26 protein-coding genes are annotated in these 20,679 nt (G+C 46.8%); 15 read left to right on the top strand and 11 right to left on the bottom strand.

Annotation, left to right across the window (positions count from 1 at the left end):
* The first annotated feature begins 442 nt into the window (after positions 1-442).
* Entirely contained in the window at positions 443-868 is a 426-nt protein-coding gene (locus tag ACOGW3_RS21670) for a nuclear transport factor 2 family protein (protein WP_419904849.1), read from the top strand.
* Positions 869-890: 22 nt separating this feature from the next.
* On the opposite strand, the gene ACOGW3_RS21665 is transcribed toward ACOGW3_RS21670, so the two are convergent.
* Entirely contained in the window at positions 891-1,799 is a 909-nt protein-coding gene (locus tag ACOGW3_RS21665) for a LysR family transcriptional regulator (RefSeq protein WP_419904848.1), read from the bottom strand.
* A gap of 139 nt (positions 1,800-1,938) precedes the next feature.
* Between ACOGW3_RS21665 and ACOGW3_RS21660 the strand changes: the two genes are divergently transcribed.
* Positions 1,939-2,289, top strand: a complete 351-nt coding sequence (locus ACOGW3_RS21660) for a VOC family protein (RefSeq protein ID WP_419904847.1) — start codon at positions 1,939-1,941, stop codon at positions 2,287-2,289.
* Positions 2,290-2,335: 46 nt separating this feature from the next.
* Here the strand turns inward: ACOGW3_RS21660 and ACOGW3_RS21655 are convergent, their stop codons facing one another.
* Together ACOGW3_RS21655 and ACOGW3_RS21650 are read right to left on the bottom strand one after the other, a co-directional pair.
* Entirely contained in the window at positions 2,336-2,893 is a 558-nt protein-coding gene (locus ACOGW3_RS21655) for a response regulator (RefSeq protein WP_419904846.1), read from the bottom strand.
* Between the two features lie 334 nt (positions 2,894-3,227).
* Positions 3,228-3,944 (bottom strand): GntR family transcriptional regulator, encoded by a 717-nt coding sequence (locus ACOGW3_RS21650; RefSeq protein WP_419904845.1) that lies wholly within the window; start codon positions 3,942-3,944, stop codon positions 3,228-3,230.
* 300 nt (positions 3,945-4,244) lie between these two features.
* Here ACOGW3_RS21650 and ACOGW3_RS21645 point away from each other — a divergent pair, with 300 nt between their 5' ends.
* On the top strand, positions 4,245-4,967 hold the full coding sequence (locus ACOGW3_RS21645) for a glutamine amidotransferase-related protein (RefSeq protein ID WP_419904844.1): 723 nt from the start codon (positions 4,245-4,247) through the stop codon (positions 4,965-4,967).
* Positions 4,968-5,116: 149 nt separating this feature from the next.
* Here the strand turns inward: ACOGW3_RS21645 and ACOGW3_RS21640 are convergent, their stop codons facing one another.
* The 3 genes from ACOGW3_RS21640 to ACOGW3_RS21630 all read right to left on the bottom strand — a co-directional run bounded on the left by ACOGW3_RS21640 (position 5,117) and on the right by ACOGW3_RS21630 (position 6,956).
* Positions 5,117-5,725, bottom strand: coding sequence for a substrate-binding periplasmic protein (locus ACOGW3_RS21640; RefSeq protein WP_419904843.1), 609 nt, complete (start codon positions 5,723-5,725; stop codon positions 5,117-5,119).
* A 135-nt stretch (positions 5,726-5,860) separates the two neighbouring features.
* Complete coding sequence (locus ACOGW3_RS21635; protein ID WP_419905972.1) at positions 5,861-6,811, bottom strand: ATP-binding protein; 951 nt, start codon at positions 6,809-6,811, stop codon at positions 5,861-5,863.
* Positions 6,798-6,956: a hypothetical protein gene (locus ACOGW3_RS21630; RefSeq protein ID WP_419904842.1), complete on the bottom strand. Its 159-nt coding sequence runs from the start codon at positions 6,954-6,956 to the stop codon at positions 6,798-6,800. The genes ACOGW3_RS21635 and ACOGW3_RS21630 overlap by 14 nt, the downstream gene beginning before the upstream one ends.
* On the opposite strand from ACOGW3_RS21630, the gene ACOGW3_RS21625 reads away from it, so the two are divergent.
* Complete coding sequence (locus ACOGW3_RS21625; RefSeq protein WP_419901077.1) at positions 6,943-8,175, top strand: ISL3 family transposase; 1,233 nt, start codon at positions 6,943-6,945, stop codon at positions 8,173-8,175. The two genes, ACOGW3_RS21630 and ACOGW3_RS21625, sit on opposite strands and share 14 nt — an antisense overlap.
* Positions 8,176-8,181: 6 nt before the next feature.
* On the opposite strand, the gene ACOGW3_RS21620 is transcribed toward ACOGW3_RS21625, so the two are convergent.
* Positions 8,182-8,316 carry a hypothetical protein gene (locus ACOGW3_RS21620; RefSeq protein WP_419904111.1) on the bottom strand — a complete coding sequence of 45 codons (135 nt, stop codon included), beginning with the start codon at positions 8,314-8,316 and terminating at the stop codon, positions 8,182-8,184.
* On the opposite strand from ACOGW3_RS21620, the gene ACOGW3_RS21615 reads away from it, so the two are divergent.
* From ACOGW3_RS21615 to ACOGW3_RS21590, 6 genes are all read left to right on the top strand, one after another.
* Positions 8,303-9,535 carry an ISL3 family transposase gene (locus ACOGW3_RS21615; RefSeq protein ID WP_419901077.1) on the top strand — a complete coding sequence of 411 codons (1,233 nt, stop codon included), beginning with the start codon at positions 8,303-8,305 and terminating at the stop codon, positions 9,533-9,535. The two genes, ACOGW3_RS21620 and ACOGW3_RS21615, sit on opposite strands and share 14 nt — an antisense overlap.
* Before the next feature lie 36 nt (positions 9,536-9,571).
* Positions 9,572-9,769, top strand: coding sequence for a transporter substrate-binding domain-containing protein (locus tag ACOGW3_RS21610; RefSeq protein ID WP_419904841.1), 198 nt, complete (start codon positions 9,572-9,574; stop codon positions 9,767-9,769).
* Between the two features lie 68 nt (positions 9,770-9,837).
* Positions 9,838-10,494, top strand: a complete 657-nt coding sequence (gene glnP / locus ACOGW3_RS21605; RefSeq protein WP_419904840.1) for a glutamine ABC transporter permease GlnP — start codon at positions 9,838-9,840, stop codon at positions 10,492-10,494.
* Between the two features lie 2 nt (positions 10,495-10,496).
* Positions 10,497-11,219 (top strand): glutamine ABC transporter ATP-binding protein GlnQ, encoded by a 723-nt coding sequence (glnQ, locus tag ACOGW3_RS21600; protein WP_419905971.1) that lies wholly within the window; start codon positions 10,497-10,499, stop codon positions 11,217-11,219.
* Positions 11,209-12,228, top strand: a complete 1,020-nt coding sequence (locus tag ACOGW3_RS21595) for a C45 family autoproteolytic acyltransferase/hydolase (RefSeq protein ID WP_419904839.1) — start codon at positions 11,209-11,211, stop codon at positions 12,226-12,228. Before glnQ ends, ACOGW3_RS21595 begins: the two co-directional genes overlap by 11 nt.
* On the top strand, positions 12,218-13,144 hold the full coding sequence (locus tag ACOGW3_RS21590; protein WP_419904838.1) for a MurR/RpiR family transcriptional regulator: 927 nt from the start codon (positions 12,218-12,220) through the stop codon (positions 13,142-13,144). The genes ACOGW3_RS21595 and ACOGW3_RS21590 overlap by 11 nt, the downstream gene beginning before the upstream one ends.
* A gap of 40 nt (positions 13,145-13,184) precedes the next feature.
* Here the strand turns inward: ACOGW3_RS21590 and ACOGW3_RS21585 are convergent, their stop codons facing one another.
* Positions 13,185-14,108 (bottom strand): dihydrodipicolinate synthase family protein, encoded by a 924-nt coding sequence (locus ACOGW3_RS21585; RefSeq protein WP_419904837.1) that lies wholly within the window; start codon positions 14,106-14,108, stop codon positions 13,185-13,187.
* 380 nt (positions 14,109-14,488) lie between these two features.
* On the opposite strand from ACOGW3_RS21585, the gene ACOGW3_RS21580 reads away from it, so the two are divergent.
* From ACOGW3_RS21580 to ACOGW3_RS21570, 3 genes are read left to right on the top strand one after another with little or no spacing between them, the layout of a single operon-like run.
* A complete protein-coding gene (locus tag ACOGW3_RS21580) occupies positions 14,489-14,869 on the top strand; it encodes a hypothetical protein (protein WP_419904836.1) in 381 nt (126 codons plus the stop codon).
* Positions 14,863-15,153 (top strand): DUF1971 domain-containing protein, encoded by a 291-nt coding sequence (locus ACOGW3_RS21575; protein ID WP_419904835.1) that lies wholly within the window; start codon positions 14,863-14,865, stop codon positions 15,151-15,153. Before ACOGW3_RS21580 ends, ACOGW3_RS21575 begins: the two co-directional genes overlap by 7 nt.
* A gap of 15 nt (positions 15,154-15,168) precedes the next feature.
* Complete coding sequence (locus tag ACOGW3_RS21570) at positions 15,169-17,196, top strand: ASKHA domain-containing protein (RefSeq protein ID WP_419904834.1); 2,028 nt, start codon at positions 15,169-15,171, stop codon at positions 17,194-17,196.
* A gap of 63 nt (positions 17,197-17,259) precedes the next feature.
* Here the strand turns inward: ACOGW3_RS21570 and ACOGW3_RS21565 are convergent, their stop codons facing one another.
* Together ACOGW3_RS21565 and ACOGW3_RS21560 are read right to left on the bottom strand one after the other, a co-directional pair.
* Positions 17,260-17,673, bottom strand: coding sequence for a hypothetical protein (locus tag ACOGW3_RS21565; protein WP_419904833.1), 414 nt, complete (start codon positions 17,671-17,673; stop codon positions 17,260-17,262).
* A complete protein-coding gene (locus ACOGW3_RS21560; protein WP_419904832.1) occupies positions 17,673-18,629 on the bottom strand; it encodes an aminotransferase class IV in 957 nt (318 codons plus the stop codon). The genes ACOGW3_RS21565 and ACOGW3_RS21560 overlap by 1 nt, the downstream gene beginning before the upstream one ends.
* A 125-nt stretch (positions 18,630-18,754) precedes the next feature.
* On the opposite strand from ACOGW3_RS21560, the gene ACOGW3_RS21555 reads away from it, so the two are divergent.
* Positions 18,755-19,021: an Lrp/AsnC family transcriptional regulator gene (locus ACOGW3_RS21555; RefSeq protein ID WP_419904831.1), complete on the top strand. Its 267-nt coding sequence runs from the start codon at positions 18,755-18,757 to the stop codon at positions 19,019-19,021.
* A 6-nt stretch (positions 19,022-19,027) separates the two neighbouring features.
* Here ACOGW3_RS21555 and ACOGW3_RS21550 read toward each other — a convergent pair whose 3' ends face one another.
* A complete protein-coding gene (locus tag ACOGW3_RS21550; RefSeq protein WP_419901077.1) occupies positions 19,028-20,260 on the bottom strand; it encodes an ISL3 family transposase in 1,233 nt (410 codons plus the stop codon).
* Between ACOGW3_RS21550 and ACOGW3_RS21545 the strand changes: the two genes are divergently transcribed.
* Complete coding sequence (locus ACOGW3_RS21545) at positions 20,247-20,594, top strand: Lrp/AsnC ligand binding domain-containing protein (protein ID WP_419904830.1); 348 nt, start codon at positions 20,247-20,249, stop codon at positions 20,592-20,594. The two genes, ACOGW3_RS21550 and ACOGW3_RS21545, sit on opposite strands and share 14 nt — an antisense overlap.
* Positions 20,595-20,679: the final 85 nt, after the last annotated feature.

Below are 20,679 nucleotides of genomic sequence, written 5' to 3'. Positions count from 1 at the left end.
GCCCCTTCGGCTGACGTGAGGGACTGAACCGTTCGGCCATCTCCAGCGCCGATAGAGCTTGGTATAGCTATGGCGAGAAAAGTTGCTGGGCTAGTCTTTTTTGTTCGTATGGTTTTGATAGGTCGACCCGCGATTGAGGCCAAATATCGAGATCAATGATCGCGATGTCAGCTGGTTTTAGGCTGAGTTCCTCAAGAGCCACTTCCTAGTTTGAAGCAATATGAGGGTTTCTTGCAGGTCATAGTACTTATTCAAATTATACTCACAATAAAATACCAAGTAATTTTACCTAGGAAATTTATCTCATAATTTTACCTGATAACCCCTTTCGTTTTGCGAGCTTTTACTTAATGCTTAATGATTACCTTTTAGTAGCTTTTGTGTAGGATTACGGGCAATGCTTTAAACGAAATCAAAAAAAGATGAATTTAGGGGGAACAGGGTGTCAGAACAAAATAAGGTTATGGCGACGTTAGAGGAATATTCGGCGGCCTATTGTGCCAAGGATACCGATCGCCTGATGCGGATTTTTGCCGATGATGACAGTATTTCCCTTATTGGCACCGGGGCGGATGAGCTTTGTGCCGGGCCCGCGGCGATAAGAGAGGTTTTCGATCGCAACTTTGCAGAAGCCACAGCGAACCAGTTTGAATGGCATTGGAAGCAGATCACCATTGTTGGTGACAGCGCGGTTGTTGCCATCACCCTGTCCATTCATCTGATCTTTGACGGCCAGGCCATTACGGTTCCGATCCGCTGGACGGTATCTCTCTCGCGGATAGATGGTGTGTGGAAATGGCTGCACCGTCATGCCTCTGCCGCGGCGACATCGCAAGACGAAGGCACGGCCTATCCGACGGATAAGTAAGGTTTTATTCTTTAGGGGGCAATCAGTGGAAAGTGAGTTCGTGCTTTTTAAGGCGGAATTGTTCTTTGCAAATATCCAGAAATAACCTGGCCAAGTGAGAGAGGCTTTGAGGGCCTTGATGTACGGCGGAGAGGGTTATTTCTGGAAAGGTCCAATGCGGGAGGATCCGCACAACCTTTCCCTCTGCCATGGATTGCTGCGCGAGAATAGAGGGCACCTCAGCAATACCGAGACCAAGGCGCGCAGCCTCTAAAACATCCGCATAGTCGTTGATCTCTAACTTTGGGATGAAGCGATGTTCATATAGTTTATCCTTGTCCTTCAAGCACCAAATCAATTCAGGCTGATTATGAAGACCAAAGCCAATTAAAGAATGGCTGGATAGATCTTTTGGGTGTTTAGGCTCACCGTTTGCCGCAAGGTAACCGGGCGCGGCAATCATTGCGTGGTGGTGTTTCAAGAGGGTAACCGCGACATGCTTGGGGTTTTCCGGTGGGGAAACACGGAAGGATAAATCGAGATCGTCTTCGACAAAATCCAACAAACGTTCAGAAATAGAAACTCTGACATTGGCCCCTTTAAAACGGCTTTGAAAGAGTTTGATCATGGGAAGAAAAAGCGGTTCAGCCATATTGGGGGCAATTGAAATGTGGAGCAGGCCGTGTTCTTCCGTGCGGCTTTGTCGGAGGCTTTGATTGGCAAAGTTAAAGGCATCGACCCCTTGCTGGCAGTTCTGGTAATACACCTTTCCCCGTTCGGTGAGTTTCAGAGAACGGGTTGTTCGATCCAACAGTTTAATTCCCAGATCAGCTTCGAGTTCCGATACCTTTCGGCTGACTGTGGATAGGGGCATGCCAAGCTCTTTCGCGGCCCTCGTGAAGCTCTCGGACCTGACCACATGGGTAAAGATAACCATGGAATTATAGTTCATTATATTCTTCCAAATTTGGAATAGTTGTTTTGATAATAGAGCATTATCTCAAAAATAAAACGCGGTTATTTTAGGAGATGACGAGCAATATCTGGTTTGTTGCTTGTTTGGAAAATAATCGGGGAAAGGTAGCAATGCTATGAACGCAAACAATCAAATCAATTATGTCGAGTTTCTGTTGTGGGATAAGGCAAGGACCAAATCGTTTTATCAAAACTGCTTTGGCTGGGAGTTTGAAGACTGGGGCCCCCGTTATATCAGCTTTAGAGGCGCGGGCCTTGAAGGCGGGTTTAACGGAGAAAGTGACCGCCCCTTAACCCAACCGGGCACGTTAATCGTGTTATACAGTGATGATCTCAAGGCTATTCTTTCCAAAGTGAAGAAAGAAGGCGGTACGATCAAACAGGAACCCTATGACTTCCCCGGTGGAAGACGTTTTCACTTTGAAGATCCTAACGGCAATGAACTCGCGATCTGGTCAGCGGTCTGACAGGCGAGCTATCTGGTTAGCTTTTGATCTCTTCCGGGTTAAAAAACTATAGAGAAATCATTTTAAAATCGCGGTTCCAGGGGAAGGTGTCATCGGGAATAAAGGTGATGTTCTGGCTTCTCCGGCTGTCTTCCGGGACCGAACCATCCGGCCGTCTCCGGCGCCGACACGGGCCAGTATATCCTTCTAGGCGGATAAAGGGCCGCGGGTGGGCGATAATGCGGCTGATTTTTTGGTAGAGCCCCGCGGGGGAGAGTGGTTTGGCGAGAAATTCGTTCATACCATGGTCGCGTGCTTGCGTTACATGTTCTTTTTCTGGAAAGGCCGTTATGACAATTATTTGGGTGAAGGGGGCCGGGCTCGTCTCTTCTGTTCGAAGGGCCTTGAGAAGATCGACCCGGGATTGGGGCGATATATCCAGATCGATGATGACGATGTCAGCAGATTTATGGCTGAGTGCTTCAATAGCCTCTTCCTGGTTTGATGCAACCCGAGGATTTCTTGCGTTAAAAGACCGGAGGATTGTCTTTAAAATTTGCTGCATAACCAGATTGTCATCGACGATCAAAAAATCGATGTCCTGCAAGTCATAATACTTATTCAAATCGCACTCATTTCGAATTAACTGATATTTTTTAATTGTTTAATAAAAATACACAGACATAAAAATATTCAGATTTGTACCCACTATAAATCACCCGCTTCTGCATTCTTTCCCGAGATCAATCGGCTATTAAAAGCTGGAAAAAAAACGTCATCTTTTCTGTTATCCTAGCGTCCAATACCAGAGCCAAACTCGATCTTTAATATACATTGGATGTTATGTAGAATATATTTATTATTTCTTAACGTGAAGGATACTTTCCTAGTAATTTTACTTAGGTTTGTTTCCGAGGTATTTCACTTCTACGCTAAGGTTTTATCAAAGCTTAATCTCTCTAGATTTTCTTGCTTTTCCTCAATGCCGTGAGGGTTGATAGCATGGCGGCCTCGGTGTGGTGTTTGACCTGTTTAACGGCCTGTTTCAGGTCGCCCTTTTGGCAGGCTTCGAGGATGTAATAGTGTTCACGCTGGGATTTATCAAAACGCCTGTCGTGGGCCCAACCAATAATGGTCATATGCTGACTGGCGGTTAGTAGTTTCCCAAGGGTTTCCATAAGGTGTTCGCGGTCACAGGGGCGATAAAGGGTGGCATGGAAATCCCAGTTTTTTTCTGAAGATTCCAGGATGTCATTGCGATAATCCATGCTCATAAGGATATCTTCGGCGGCACCAAGGTCCGTCTTGGTCAGGTTGTCAAAGGCAAGCGTGAGGGCCATCGGCTCCAGCACCATGCGCATATCATAGACATCGCGTACATCTTTTTCAGAATAGCTGCGCACCCAGGCTCCGCGATAGGGCTCTATGCGCACCAGACCTTCGCCTTGAAGAGTCTTAAAAGCTTCGCGCACAGGGATCCGGCTTACGTTTAATTCCTGGGCGATATCTTCCTGGTTGAGCTTTTCTCCGGCGGCCTTTTCACCGAGCAGGATATGGTTCCGTAAAGTTGCGACTACAGATGTTGGGATATCGCTATTTCCGGTATTTTCCATGCCCCAATTGCTGGGGAGGGGAGCCCTGTTGGTTAAACCGGAAACCCTAAATTCTTTATTCATGCGTAAACTTGCTTCTAATAAATAGTATACAATTACGAAAATAGTATGTGATTTATATAGCCTCATCCCGGACACGTCGATAAAAAAATACCAGCATAATGACATGGATAAGAAGTGCTTTTAAATGAAGCCGTTAAAGGCATGGGGAGTTGCTTTGGTGTTAAATAATCTCGCTCTGGATCGCGATCCTCTGGGTGAAGAGCTTTGTATCGGGATGGCTCTCCAGAGCTATTGTATGGCTTGAAAATTTAAGTCGGAGGGGACATCTTTATCTCAGTTGATGTCCTTTAAGGAAATGTAATGCCTATGCGGATTGGAATGTTGGAGTGCGGGATTACTCCCTTGGAAATGCAGCACAAACACGGCCATAATCTTGACGATTTCAAGTCTTTGTTTTCTGCTGTTGATCCCAACCTTTCCTATAGTGATTTCAAAGCTTTCGAAGGAGAACTTCCCTCTCGAGCCAATAGCTGTGATGCCTATGTGATTACGGGATCAGCCGATGCCGTTTATGACCGTCCTGACTGGATGAGAGAGCTGCAGGGGTTCTTGCGCAACGCTGCTGATGAAAAGCAAACGTTACTGGGTATCTGTTTTGGCCACCAGCTGCTCGCCGATACTTTTGGTGGTGAGGTGGAAAAGTCGGGCAAGGGTTGGGGCATTGGTGTGCACAACTATGTGGTAAATCAACCGATGGATTGGATGGACAGAGACGCCGAGAACAAAGTTAAAACAGGCTTTAGTATTTTCGCCACTCACCAGGACCAGGTCATCACTCCACCACCCGGAGCGCAAGTCCTGGCTGGAAATGCGTTTTGCCCCAACGCCATGCTGCAAATCAACTACCACATCCTAAGCCTGCAACCCCACCCGGAAATGAGCCACGACTACGGTCGCGATCTCCTCCAACTTCGCCGCGATAAAATCGGCCCCGCAGCAGTTGATCGCGCGATTGGAACTCTGGGTAAGGAGAACGACCGCCACGAAATAGCGGGCTGGTTGGTTAACTTTATGCGGGGGTAGGGGTTATTCCCCAAGATATTTTTTGAAGATCGCGTCGATGGTACCGTCGGCTTTTAGTTCTTTGATGATAGCACTGTATTTTTTGATAAGTTCAGATGCATCGGGATACGTAGAGGCTTTGGGAAAGACATTGTAGTAGGGCTTTGATTTCAAAGCTTTTGCAGATAAGTGATTCTATCAAGATTACCTTTTTTTTTCTCTTCATAGAGAGTACTGATTGTGTTCATAGGCACAGCGTCAAAACGGTTTAACAGCAACTTTCCGATTTGCAGATCATTGCGTGTGGTCATTTCTAGATTGAGCCCTGCCTGATGAAATTCAGGGGTATAGGAAATATCAACTGTGGCACCGATGGGAATGTTTCGGAGATCCTCAAGTGTTTCAAAATTGATTTTGCCTTTGTCTTCCGAGCGAATAAAAAAATTCCAAGTAATATTCACATAAGATTCTTCTGGATAGATCAGATATTCCGCTCGGGATTTTTTCTTTGAAAACAGAAGCAACATATCCGCGTTGCCTTCTCGAGCCTCTTGCTGGATACGTGCATCAGATTTTATGAAAATAATTTTATAGGGAACACCGAGCCTTTTCATCACAATATCAATGACTTCAACATCAATGCCTTTGTTGGTGTTCTCTTCTCTGAATTTATAAGGCTCTTGAGGGTTGGCAATAATAATGAAATCCCTGCTGTAGGCCTGATGATTAAACAGGGTTAATATGACGTTGATGAAAATCCACAAACTAATTGTTTTCATTGTCTTTCTCGATTTCTTTCTTACCAACGTGTAATCTTTTTCCTACTTGGTTTTTTCTATGTCGTTTTGTCAGGGTACCAAGAACGGAAGCTTTTCCTGATTATTTCGGTTATAATTTCTTGAACTGATTAACGTTTATTTCAGAGGAGGGGCTGGGGGAAAAGTCGCCGTGACTGTTGTTCCTTTTTCAAGCTCACTTTCAATTTCCAGTTTGCCACCGTGTAATTCCATCAGGGACCTGGACAAGGCCAGTCCGAGGCCTGCACCTTCGTGGGCCCGCATGTGACCATCACGGATTTGTCCAAAACGCTCTAACGCCCGGGGCATGTCTTTTTTGTCAATTCCGATCCCGGTATCCCGAACGATCAAGGATACTCCGCCATCATCAGTCCCGGCTCCGGATACCTGAATTTTCCCGCCAGAAGGCGTGAACTTGATGGCATTGGTGAGCAGGTTGACCAGAACCTGTTTTACTCTCAAGGGGTCGGCGTAGAGCTTGGGGAGGTTAAGAGCTATTTCAAAGCTTAAAGACAATCCCTCTCTTTGAACCCGGTCGCCGACCATCATTTTGCAAATACTAAATATTTCTTCCAGATTTAACTGCTCTTTGACAATGTCGAATTCCCCAATCTCGATTTTCGATATGTCGAGAATATCAGATATGATATACAGGAGATGCTGGCCGGAAGTATTAATATCCTTTGCATACTCCTGATATCGACTTTCGATCGCCCCGAAAGCCCCGCTTTTAATGATTTCAGAAAAACCAATGATGGCATTGAGGGGAGTGCGTAATTCGTGGCTCATATTTGACAGAAATTCTGTTTTGGTCTGGTTCGCGGCTTCGGCCTCTTGTTTTGCCTTACGCAAAGCGACCTCAGTGTTTTTACGGGTCGTAATATCCTGAACAACGACTTTATATTGTAAAGGGATGCCGCTCTTGGCAAAGATCGGTTTTTCAATTTTCCGTACATACCGGGTTACCCCATCACGAGCGCATATCCTGTATTCAATATCAAAATCTTCGCCTCGTTTCACCGCTTGTTCTTTTTCTTCACAATAACGGGCTTTATCATCTGGATAGATCCATTTTGCCGCTTGCTCTGATGAGTTGGTAATAGCGGCTCTTCTCCGCTTTGTTGAGTAGAAAAAGATGCCGACCGCCAAGTAACCTGTTGATATGTATGGTTTCTGATAACTTTACATAGAGCAGGTATATGACAATCAACATCTCGCAGCATATTTTAGGCCTCAAAGGGCAACGTGTAAATGAAATTAAACTGGATGACGGCGGTGTTAAGATTGTCATTCACTGCAGCCGAGACGCGCGTAGGAGGGCTATAGACCCTGCTACAGGCCAGAAGGGAAGCATCAACCAGCATGTCCGCCGACAAGTAAACGACATCCCCCTTTTTGGGTATCCTTGTGTGGTCGAGATTGAGCTGGCGCAGGTTTATATTAACAAGGGCGAACGCCGCATTGAGGGGTGTGATTTTGTTGATAAAGGGTGCCGTTTCACTCACCGATTTTGCCGACTGATCAGTGGATTATGTCGGCATATGTCTATTCAAGCGGTTTCCAGACATTTGGATATACGATGGGAAACGGTCAAGAATATCGACAGGGCATACCTTATTGAAACTCTCCCTACGCTTGATCCTGCAGAGCTAACTGGCTTGGAATATATTGGTGTAGATGAAGTTGCCCGGGCGAAAGGTCATGACTACATGACGGTGGTCTACGATATGGTTGGCGGTCATCTGATCTGGGTTGAAGCAGGCCGAACTGCCGAGGTTTTTTCAAGGTTTTTGAAACAACTGCAACCAGATACAGCCTGCAAAATAAAGGCCGTAGCGATGGATATGGGGCCTGCCTACCAAAAGGCTGTCAGAGAGTCCTTGCCGTTGGCCGACATAGTATTTGACCGTTTCCACGTCATGAAAAACTACAGCAAAGCTATCCATAATCAGCGTCGACTTGAGTTCAGAAAGGCCGATCCAAGTGGTAAAGAGTTGATGAAAGGGACACATTATCTGTTGCTCAAAAATGCGGATAAGTTGAGTGAAAAACAAAGTGACAAGCTGCAAAGGTTGCTGGAGAGCAATAGCAACCTGAATGCACTTTACGTCTTGAAAGAACAGCTTCAGCTGCTGTGGAGTGCCGCTTCATTTGAGGCGATGGCGGAGCAACTGGAACGTTGGTGCCTGATAGCAGATCAGTCACAGATGCTCTATCTAAAAAAGTTCGCGAAATCCCTACGGAAACATTGTGTGGGCATCTGCAACTACGCCAAACACAAGCTCACAAGCGCCAGGATAGAGGCTGGTAATGTCAGTATAGGAATGATCCGTAAGCGAGCCAGAGGCATCAAGGATACCGAATACTTCAAACTCAAAATTAGACAATCATCCATTCCAGATAATCAATCTATGCTCTATTTGAAATCCTAAATCTACTCAACAAAGCGGAGAAGTGCCCTTTTGGCTCTTCTCCGCTTTGTTGAGTAGAAAAAGATGCCGACCGCCAAGTAACCTGTTGATATGTATGGTTTCTGATAACTTTACATAGAGCAGGTATATGACAATCAACATCTCGCAGCATATTTTAGGCCTCAAAGGGCAACGTGTAAATGAAATTAAACTGGATGACGGCGGTGTTAAGATTGTCATTCACTGCAGCCGAGACGCGCGTAGGAGGGCTATAGACCCTGCTACAGGCCAGAAGGGAAGCATCAACCAGCATGTCCGCCGACAAGTAAACGACATCCCCCTTTTTGGGTATCCTTGTGTGGTCGAGATTGAGCTGGCGCAGGTTTATATTAACAAGGGCGAACGCCGCATTGAGGGGTGTGATTTTGTTGATAAAGGGTGCCGTTTCACTCACCGATTTTGCCGACTGATCAGTGGATTATGTCGGCATATGTCTATTCAAGCGGTTTCCAGACATTTGGATATACGATGGGAAACGGTCAAGAATATCGACAGGGCATACCTTATTGAAACTCTCCCTACGCTTGATCCTGCAGAGCTAACTGGCTTGGAATATATTGGTGTAGATGAAGTTGCCCGGGCGAAAGGTCATGACTACATGACGGTGGTCTACGATATGGTTGGCGGTCATCTGATCTGGGTTGAAGCAGGCCGAACTGCCGAGGTTTTTTCAAGGTTTTTGAAACAACTGCAACCAGATACAGCCTGCAAAATAAAGGCCGTAGCGATGGATATGGGGCCTGCCTACCAAAAGGCTGTCAGAGAGTCCTTGCCGTTGGCCGACATAGTATTTGACCGTTTCCACGTCATGAAAAACTACAGCAAAGCTATCCATAATCAGCGTCGACTTGAGTTCAGAAAGGCCGATCCAAGTGGTAAAGAGTTGATGAAAGGGACACATTATCTGTTGCTCAAAAATGCGGATAAGTTGAGTGAAAAACAAAGTGACAAGCTGCAAAGGTTGCTGGAGAGCAATAGCAACCTGAATGCACTTTACGTCTTGAAAGAACAGCTTCAGCTGCTGTGGAGTGCCGCTTCATTTGAGGCGATGGCGGAGCAACTGGAACGTTGGTGCCTGATAGCAGATCAGTCACAGATGCTCTATCTAAAAAAGTTCGCGAAATCCCTACGGAAACATTGTGTGGGCATCTGCAACTACGCCAAACACAAGCTCACAAGCGCCAGGATAGAGGCTGGTAATGTCAGTATAGGAATGATCCGTAAGCGAGCCAGAGGCATCAAGGATACCGAATACTTCAAACTCAAAATTAGACAATCATCCATTCCAGATAATCAATCTATGCTCTATTTGAAATCCTAAATCTACTCAACAAAGCGGAGAAGTGCCCCGAATGTTTTGTATTACATCAAGAATGCAGGCAATGGCAAAGTGAAGGCCGTGGGTGAGCAAATGCAAGCCCATCAATATGGCATTGGATTTCCAAAAGGCAGCGACTTGGTTGGCCCGGTGAACAAAGCCTTGGCCGCAATGCGTGCAGATGGTCGTTATGATGCGATCTATGAAAAATGGTTCGGTGCTGCGCCTGCTAACTAAGCACCAGACCATCACTTAACAGGCTGCGTTATGCAGCCTGTCCTTTTTCTCTAACATAGTGGTTTGATATGGAAATCGATTGGTCGATAATTGTGGGATTTATCCCAGAGCTTATCAACGGTGCCAAAGTCACGGTGATCATCACTCTTTCGGGCCTTATCGGTGGGATGATCCTCGGAACGATTGCTGGCTTGATGCGGGCCTATGGTAATAAGTTATTAAATTCAATAGCCTTTGCCTATATTGAAGTCATCAGGGGGACCCCCATCGTCGTACAGGTGATGTTCCTTTATTTTGCCCTGCCGGTGCTGATGGACATACGGATTGATCCCTTTGCCGCGGCGGTTCTGGCAATTGTCCTTAACGCTGGTGCCTATATCGCTGAGATTGTCCGCGGGGCCTTCCTGTCCATTAACAGAGGCTTGAGTGAAGCGGGGCTGGCCCTTGGTCTGCCCTATTGGAAAGTGCTGGTCTATATTGTGGGGCCGGTTGCTTTCCGTCGCCTGATCCCGCCTCTCGGTAATCAGTTCATTGTGAGCTTGAAAGATACCTCCCTCTTTATTGTGATCGGGGTCGGAGAACTGACCCGAACAGGTCAGGAAATAATGGCGGCGAACTTTCGCGCCGTTGAGATCTGGACGGCTGTTGCAGTGTTCTATCTCATCATGACGGGGTTAATGACCTTAAGCCTTCGTATGATTGAAAAGCGTATGAGGATCCTATGAGTATTATTGAATTTCAAGCTGTTACCAAAGAATTTGGATCCCTCACTGTTCTGAAAGAGGTTGATCTTAATATCGAGCAGGGGGAAGTGGTTGTCCTTATCGGGCCATCCGGTTCAGGAAAATCGACCTTGTTAAGGTGCATCAATGGTCTGGAAGAAATTTCTGGTGGGGATTTGCGTGTTGATAACTTGAGCGTTACCGAAGGCAAATCCACTTTGATAAATATCCGCAAAGAAGCGGGTATGGTCTTTCAGCAGTTCAATCTTTTTCCGCAGATGACGGCACTTGAAAACGTGGCTTTTGGACCGCGTCGCTCCCGAGGTGTTTCTAAGGCACAGGCAGAAGAAGAAGCGATGGAGCTGCTTAAGAAGGTTGGCCTGGCCGAAAAGGCATATCATACACCCAGTGAGTTATCCGGTGGTCAGCAACAGCGTGTCGCCATTGCCCGCGCACTCGCCGTAAAGCCAAAGGTGATGCTGTTTGATGAGCCAACGTCTGCGTTGGATCCCGAGTTAAAGCAAGAGGTTCTCAACGTGATGAACCAGCTTGCCGAAGAGGGTATGACCATGGTGGTGGTAACCCACGAAATGGGCTTTGCTCAACAGGTCGGTACGCGCTTGATCTATATGGAGCACGGTAAGATTTCCGTTGACGGACCGCCCCGTGATATTATCGCCAATCCACCAAGTGATCGCCTAAAGGATTTTCTGGTTCATGTTAATTGATGTTGTTGAGCTAGGCTGGCTTAAAGTAACGGGTACGCCTTACGAGATCGGCTATGCGCTAGGCCAAAAGGGAAAAGAGGCTGTGCACAGGCATCTCGTAAAGTGTGATTTGTGGAAAGAGGTTGTCTCTCATGAGCATCAGCTTGCTGTTGAGCGCATGGCAACGACAACGCAAAATCTTTTTCCTGAAATTTATGACGAGATCACAGGCTTGGCAGATGGTTTGGATCTGTCGTTTGATCAGGTCTTTGCCTGGAATTGCCGGGGAGATCTTTTATCTGACACGGCTGATGGCTGCACGACAGTTCAAATTCCCCGATCGTCCGATGAAGGTAAAATCATCGTTGCTCATAATGAAGATGGCCTGCCTTTCTTTGATGGTGCCTGTTTTATTGCCGAGGTCATGGGCGAGGATGTCTTTACGTCCTTTTGTTACCCCGGATCCATCCCTGGGCATACCTTTGCCATAACGGGTAGTGGCATGGCGCTAACCGCCAATAACCTCAGGCTGACAGACGTTAAAGCTGAAATACCACGGATGGTGCTTGGACGGGCCATGCTTGGGTGTCAGAAGATAGATAATGTCCGTCAGTTGTTAAAAGAGGCGCCGATAAGTGGCGGTTTCCACTATACCCTTGCACAAAAAGATGATCGTCGCCTTCTTTCCATTGAGTTTGGCGGTGGCAGTTACTGTGAAATGGAAGTTGAGACCCCAGCCCTCCATGCCAATCATGCGGTGTTGGGGGGAGAAGCTCATCAGAAGCAAATCATTACCGCTTCTTCTCGGGATCGACAAAGTCATGGTAATTACTTGATTGCTAAGGGCAATACAAAACCCTTTGAAATCCTACGGGATCGGGCTGAACACTGCCTGCCAATTTGGCGGCGGGATGAGGATGATCCCGATAATGAAAATACCATCGCCTCCGCCGTTTTTGAAATATCGGCATCAAAAATAAGCTGGACATTCCATGCCGGAGCGTCAATAAAATTGTTGTATGAAAGCTAATGAAAACAATGATGTTCGGATGCCAATGCCGCCACAAACGGCAGAGCAGTTACGTGCCCTTCTGGTTGAAATAAAACAGGGTAAGAGCTCTATTAATCTGGGCTTTAAAGCGGCTGGCGCTCTGGGGCAGATACTCGAGCTTGGGGCTGATCAGTCGGTGTTGAAGATCACAACACTGGCTGAACGCCTGAATATCAACCCTTCGACGCTAACCCGTCTGGCCCGCAATCTGGGCTATGGCGGATTTACCGATTTTCGCAACACTCTTCTCAGCGAAAGTCTGTCGCCGGTTCCGGCATTCTACACCCGGCAAGCACAACAGGCCTTACAGGCAGGTGGTTCGGATATATCTGAGCGGGTAAACCAACTTGCTGTCGAAAACAAAAAGAACATTGAGTATTTCGCCAGTACCTTCGATCAGGCTGAATTTGATCAAACTTTAAAGCTTCTTGCGGATGCGCCACGGGTGAGGATCTATGCCATTCGCCAGTTCCTCTCCATGGCAATGTTTTTGAGTTACGGGCTGGGCATGATCCGCTCTGATGTGAACTTGCTCGATGCGCCAGGTCTTGGTACCGCCGAGGGGCTTGCCGGAATGTCCGAAGACGACGTGCTGGTGGTTTTCAGCTGTAGCCCCTATTCCAAACAGGTCATCGACGTCTGTAAGGCGGCGCATGGATCCGGGATGAACACCATCGTCATCACCGACCGCGCGAGCTCCCCCTTGGTAGAGTTTGCCAGCCACACCATTCTGGTTCCCCACCAAACCAGCTTTCTTTCCAACAGTGTCACCACCTTTGCTTTTTGCGTTGAGAGCCTGATAAACGGCGTTGCAACAAGGCTCGGCGATGCTGCCGAAACCGCCCTTCAACGCCGGGATGAAATGATCAACTCTATGAATATCGAAACGCCTTAATCCAATAAAACTACGGTTTAGCGATGGTGTTTTCCATACTTCAAAACGTGGTAGCTGTTTTAATGGTTTCATCCAACTTTTCCAAGGTTTTGATGGCCATTGCTACCCGTTCTTGGTCTGCGGCGCTTAAAGGCAGGATAGGCAGGTGGGGTGAAGCATTTGAGAGCGATAAGATATTAGCCGCAGCATAAACGACCCTCACACTGCCGAACTCTTTGAAGAGGGCCCAGAGCGGTTGGAAGAAGCTGTCTATACGTTGGGCTTCAGCTACATCGCCAGCTTGCGCAGCTTTTGTCAATTTCATGGTTTGAACGGGGAACAAGCCACCGACAACACTGTACCAAGTGTTTGCTCCGGCGAGAAGGCCTGCGGCGCAACCCCAGTCTCCGCTGTAACCAACGGCAAAGTCATTTGGGGTATTGTTACGCAGTTGTGCAAGATTTGCTTCAAAAGCATCATCTCCGGGTAACGGCATCTTCACTGCGGCAATGTTTTCGACCTGCGAAAGGCGTTCCAGCAGGGCAATAGAGAATGTGAAATGGGTCGTGCCTGGATTGTTGTAGATGCTAAGGGGGAGGGTGGTTGCCCCGGCAACAGCAACAAAATTCTGATAGACTTCTTCTTCCGTTAGAGGCGTGTAGGAAACCGGCGCAAGCAACAATCCATCTGCACCAGCCTCTTGTGCATCCCTGGCCAAATGTTGTGCTTCATCCGTTCTGAGCGCCCCGACGCCAACAATCAAAGGTATCCGCCCGTCCAGGAATTCAACCGCGGTTGTCGTCGCGCGCTTGCGCTCTGATCGTGTCAGGTAGGCATAACCGCCCGTGCTTCCAAGTAATCCGATCGAGTTGACCTCGGCCTTCACGAGACGATCCAACAGCTGACAAAGTGTATCAGTATCTACCCGGCCCTGTGTGTCGGTCGGGGTGATCGGGAAGGCGGAGAGGCCGTTAAAGAGCGTCATGATTGTTTCCTAACAAGTGGGGGTGGAGCGCGGGTGATGCTCTGGGTGATCTATCAACAAGTATCTTTGTCTTACTTGCTTTCTTTTTCCAGGGATAGAGCCATTAATTTTCTTGGAATAGAGCCATTTAGCGAATTACGCCAATACGGCTGAGATTCTGTGATGGCAGAAGTTGTATTTTGGTTTCTGGGCGTAATATTGACATGTAATTTTTTTAAGATGTATATAATTTACATGTTATTAATTTACAATTTAATTCTTGATGCATCGAGACCGAAATTCTGGAACTCAAATAAAGGAAGGGCTTTTAGATGCGTATACGCCATACAATGATAATTGCTCTGGGTTTTCTGTGGGCAGGTTTGTCTTTGGGAGGGAACTTGATCGCTGCACCGGCCAAATTTCAAGCGGCGAGCCTTCCTGTGAGTACTCTGCTCCAGATTGGCCAGGCGCAATTTAACTGGTTGGGGGCGTCGCAATGGGTTTTCGTTATTCTGATCTTATTGCTCGTTGTTATATCGGGGCGGGCTTTGTTTTTGATCCTTGGCATTCCTGTGGTGATCTTCATGGTTCAGGAATGGTTATTGATGCCAGCCCTTGATGAACGGACAATTAATATCATTGCGGGACAAATGATACCTGCAAATCGTCTGCTCCATATTAGTTTTGTCGGAGCCGAGATTATCAAATGCCTGTCACTTATAGCTGGCAGTCTAATTCTTTTTCATACAATGGTCGGGAGGTCCGAAAAGCCATGTTGAACACATTCCCAAATAATCTGGTCAGATACAGTGAAACATCTGTTTTTAATGAAGACACGGTGCCTGAAGGTTTACAGAGAAACCACAAAACCAAGCCGGGTGTCTGGGCAAAGGCTGTCGTAACGAGGGGTTCCATAGACTATATTTTGGAAGACACGCCAGAAGATGTCCTTAGGGTTGATGCGGGAAATTTTGCTTTGATCGAGCCAGAGGTTCCCCACCATGTGCGCGTAACCGGAGAAGTCACCTTTCAGTTAGAGTTTTATCGAGCCCAAAATACTTAAAATAGGATACTCGAAATGAACCCTGATCCACTGGTCATTTTTACGCCTTCTGGTAAGCGTGGGTATTTCAAGATGGGGACATCCTTGCTTGCTGCTGCTCAACAACTTGCGGTCGATCTTGATAGTGTGTGTGGCGGTCGGGGAGTTTGTTCTAAGTGTCAGGTAACCCCATCCTATGGTGAGTTCCCCAAGCACGGTATCTTTGTTGGTGATGATGCGCTGTCTGAATGGAATGTCATAGAGCAGCGTTATAAAGATAAACGCGGTATGCTGGATGGACGTCGCTTGGGTTGCCAATCCCTCGTTTCTGGCGACGTGGTCGTTGATGTTCCGCCTGAAAGTCAAACCCACAAGCAGGTCGTACGCAAACGTGCTGAGGCACGTGATATAGAGATAGATCCTGCGACAAAGCTCTTTTATGTTGTTGTCAGCGAACCTGATATGCATGACCCCTCTGGCGACTTGGAGAGGCTTTCTGAGGCCCTGCGGGATCAGTGGCAAATTGAGAACATTCAGTCGGATCTCTTTTTACTCAGAATTTTACAACCCGCCCTGCGTAAAGGGGAATGGAAAGTGACGTGCGCCATTCGACTGGGCACGCACAATCAGCCGCCAAGGCTGGTTCATGTTTGGCCGGGTCTGTACAACAGAGAATTGTTTGGTATCGCGATAGATCTAGGATCCACGACCATTGCTGCGCACCTTTGTAATCTTACTACCGGAGATATTCTAGATTCCTCAGGTATAATGAACCCGCAGATCAGATTTGGCGAAGACTTGATGAGCCGCGTGAGTTATTCAATGATGAACGAGGGCGGTGACCTCGAGATGAGCGAAGCGGCTAAGGAGGGGGTAAATGCTCTTTTGAGCGAAATCTCTGAACAAGCAAAAATAGATCCGCTCGAGGTGATCGAGGTCGTATTTGTATGTAATCCAGTTATGCACCATCTGTATTTAGGGATTGACCCGTTTGAGCTCGGGCAGGCGCCCTTTGCCTTGGCAACGTCCCGGGCGGTTAATCTGTTGGCTAAAGATTTGGATTTGCCAATTCACCCTCAGGCGGGAGCTTACATCCTACCAAGCATTGCGAGCCATGTCGGGGCAGATGCTGCGGCGGTATTGCTCTCAGAAGCGCCTGAGAAGTCTTCGGAACTTACTTTAGTCGTCGATGTCGGGACCAATGCTGAAATCATATTGGGTAACAAGAATAAGATTTTAGCTTGCTCGGCACCTACTGGGCCAGCCTTTGAGGGGGCTCAGGTCTCTTGTGGACAGCGTGCGGCACCGGGGGCAATAGAACGTGTCCGAATTAACCCGATAACTAAAGAACCTAGATTTAGTGTGGTTGGGTCTGATATTTGGTCGGATGAAGCCGGTTTTCAAGAGGTTATTTCCTCAACGGGCATAACCGGTATTTGTGGGTCTGGTATTATTGAAATGGTTGCCGAGATGCGGTTGGCCGGGATCGTTGATAGCGGAGGATTGATTGGTTCACCAGAGGACGTGGGCACAGAGCGTTGTGTGAAAGAAGGGCGTACTTTTACTTACCATGTGTGGGGTGATCTATCCAAGAAGGACGATCGGCGCATTACCATCACCAATCAAGATATTCGAGAAATTCAAATGGCGAAGGCGGCTCTTTTCTCTAGTATACGCCTGCTTATGGATAAATTTCACATAGATAGTGTTGACCGTATTGTTCTTGCGGGGGCCTTTGGTGCTCATATTTCCCCGCAGCACGCTATGCTCCTTGGTATGATCCCAAATTGTAAATTGGACAACATCGTATCGGCCGGTAACGCTGCGGGCACAAGTGCTCGTATTGCGCTTTTAAATGTGAAGTCCCGCACAGAAATAGAAAGTTCTGTTCACACCATACAAAAGGTTGAAACCGCTATTGAGCCAAGGTTTCAAGAGCACTTCGCCAATGCATCCAGTATCCCAAACGCTGTTGAGCGTTTTCCGGTTCTCAATAGGGATTATTCTTTCCCTGACGTGAATTTTAATCAGAGAGATAGGAGTAAGAGAGCGCAGAGAACCTAAAGCCTAGAAGGGGCGAGCTCACTCAGGAAATTAATATGAGGGGCGCTGAATTATATAGCTTTCTTAAAGAGTGACCCTGTTCAAGGACGGCGATCTGTTCTTTAGATATTCGAGTATTTTATCAAGGCCGTTTGGAAATCTCATTATTAAGATTGGTGCTTCACCGAGATAATCATTCTCCATTTTGATCCATTGTCTTTCAAATGAAATATCTCCATTACTTATGGAATTCAGATAGGTGTGAACATCAATGAGCAAAAGTAATAAGTGATGACTTTTATCCGATAATGTTGAGACGGGGTCACCATTTTTGTGTTGGAATATAATGGCCTCTGACATGCAAAGAATAGTCGCAAGTGTTGTATTGTCGATATCTAGATCTTTGGCAATTTTAATGGCTTTATCAAAGTGATTGGTTGGGTGGGAGTATTCGCGTTTTTTCTCGCCATATACGCTCAATCTTTCCTGGGTTAACATCAATCAACCACTTCATTTATAATTGGATAGTTGATCGCGATACGATTTTTTGCGTTCTCGTGCATCTGCCAATAAGCTTCATTAATCCGGTTTGATAATATACCAACGGAGCCCTCTCCAATTGGCATGTCATCAATTTTGGAAACAGGCATGACGCCCCCAGCGGTAGAAGTGATGAAGACCTCATCTGCTTCTTTAAGTTCTTTGGGGGAGATGTCGCGCTCCACACATTTAATATGCATCGCATCACAAAGATCAAATATGGTTTGGCGGGTAATTCCGCGCAGCACGCCAAACTCAGGAGTAGAGACCACGCCGTCTCTTGTCGCAAAAATATTAAACCCTGGACCTTCGGCGATGTTTCCATTGCTATCCAAAAGAAGGGCGGTTTCAGCCCCTTGGTCATACGCTGTGTAAAGTCCCTTTACCAAATCCAGCCAATGATAGTTCTTGATCGTTGGGTCAACTGATGGAGGAGGGATGCGTACCGTGTCTGTGATTGCGATATGTAAGCCACGCTCTTTCTGTTCCTGGTTTGCGACCGAACCAAAGGGAATGGCAAAGGCGATAAAACGATTAATTGCATTGCGTGGGTCCCGGCTGAAATCAGGGGACGTACCGCGTGTGCAGATGAACTCAACATAGGAGTTCTGTAACCTGGACAAAGCCACGCAATTGTGCAGAATTTCAGTTACTTGTTCCTTGTCATAAGGAATAGACATGTGGAGCAGATCCATCCCCCGGAAGAAGCGATTTAGGTGATCCTCGAGCCTAAAGAATGCGCCTTTCCATACATGAACCACGTCGTAGGTGGCATCAGAGTGCAGAAAGCCGTAGTCCAGAACCGATATGCTTGCCTTGTCCATCGTTAAATACTGCCCGTCCATATAGGCCACGCCGGGTGGGTAGGTGTTTGGGTCTATGTATCGCTCGGATAGTTTGGGCAATTTGTGCATCATTCTGTCCATTTGGTTTGTTTTTCGTCTTCAATGGAACTATATCAGGAAAATATGAGCAAATTGCTCGAAATTAAATGGAAAGGTGTGTAAGCTGCCTTAAATTTCGAGGAATGGAAAAACAAATGCCTACCGTGTTAGATGATGTTAATAAAAAGATTTTGAAAGTTCTTCAGCAAAACAACCGTCTTGCAGCGGATGAGTTGGGGGACATGGTTGGTGTTTCGAGATCTTCCGTACAGCGTCGGATGAAGCGGTTTCGGGATGAAGGCATTATTGAAGCCGATATTTCAGTTCTCTCTCCCAGAAATATCGGGCGCTACATGACCTTTATTGTCGAGGTCGAGCTGGAACGAAAACGCAACGATCACGGCACTTCTCCGCTTTGTTGAGTAGATTTAGGATTTCAAATAGAGCATAGATTGATTATCTGGAATGGATGATTGTCTAATTTTGAGTTTGAAGTATTCGGTATCCTTGATGCCTCTGGCTCGCTTACGGATCATTCCTATACTGACATTACCAGCCTCTATCCTGGCGCTTGTGAGCTTGTGTTTGGCGTAGTTGCAGATGCCCACACAATGTTTCCGTAGGGATTTCGCGAACTTTTTTAGATAGAGCATCTGTGACTGATCTGCTATCAGGCACCAACGTTCCAGTTGCTCCGCCATCGCCTCAAATGAAGCGGCACTCCACAGCAGCTGAAGCTGTTCTTTCAAGACGTAAAGTGCATTCAGGTTGCTATTGCTCTCCAGCAACCTTTGCAGCTTGTCACTTTGTTTTTCACTCAACTTATCCGCATTTTTGAGCAACAGATAATGTGTCCCTTTCATCAACTCTTTACCACTTGGATCGGCCTTTCTGAACTCAAGTCGACGCTGATTATGGATAGCTTTGCTGTAGTTTTTCATGACGTGGAAACGGTCAAATACTATGTCGGCCAACGGCAAGGACTCTCTGACAGCCTTTTGGTAGGCAGGCCCCATATCCATCGCTACGGCCTTTATTTTGCAGGCTGTATCTGGTTGCAGTTGTTTCAAAAACCTTGAAAAAACCTCGGCAGTTCGGCCTGCTTCAACCCAGATCAGATGACCGCCAACCATATCGTAGACCACCGTCATGTAGTCATGACCTTTCGCCCGGGCAACTTCATCTACACCAATATATTCCAAGCCAGTTAGCTCTGCAGGATCAAGCGTAGGGAGAGTTTCAATAAGGTATGCCCTGTCGATATTCTTGACCGTTTCCCATCGTATATCCAAATGTCTGGAAACCGCTTGAATAGACATATGCCGACATAATCCACTGATCAGTCGGCAAAATCGGTGAGTGAAACGGCACCCTTTATCAACAAAATCACACCCCTCAATGCGGCGTTCGCCCTTGTTAATATAAACCTGCGCCAGCTCAATCTCGACCACACAAGGATACCCAAAAAGGGGGATGTCGTTTACTTGTCGGCGGACATGCTGGTTGATGCTTCCCTTCTGGCCTGTAGCAGGGTCTATAGCCCTCCTACGCGCGTCTCGGCTGCAGTGAATGACAATCTTAACACCGCCGTCATCCAGTTTAATTTCATTTACACGTTGCCCTTTGAGGCCTAAAATATGCTGCGAGATGTTGATTGTCATATACCTGCTCTATGTAAAGTTATCAGAAACCATACATATCAACAGGTTACTTGGCGGTCGGCATCTTTTTCTACTCAACAAAGCGGAGAAGAGCCACGATCACCTTGACGAATTTCGACGTTCAATGCAGTCCCTCGAAGATGTTCAACAATGTTACTATGTTGCTGGTCATACCGATTTTATCATCATTGTGACATCCACAGATATGGCAGCCTATGAAGAGTTCAGTCGGCAAGTGTTTACCGACAATCCCAATATACGAAGATTTCATTCCAACGTCGTAGTCAACCGAGTTAAATCAGGACTTCAGGTGCCGATTTCTGAGGTGGACTGATCAAATATTATCAAGCCAATGATGATGGGTTTTACGTAGGCCTTATTTGTTTTTCCAGCGCTTAGTGTTCTGCGTTGTTTATCCA

Source organism: Kiloniella sp. (assembly GCF_965205715.1).
In the GTDB taxonomy this organism is placed as follows: Bacteria; Pseudomonadota; Alphaproteobacteria; order Kiloniellales; family Kiloniellaceae; genus Kiloniella.
The sequence above is the reverse complement of the archived record's forward strand: the minus strand, read 5'-3'. Positions and strand labels throughout refer to the sequence as shown.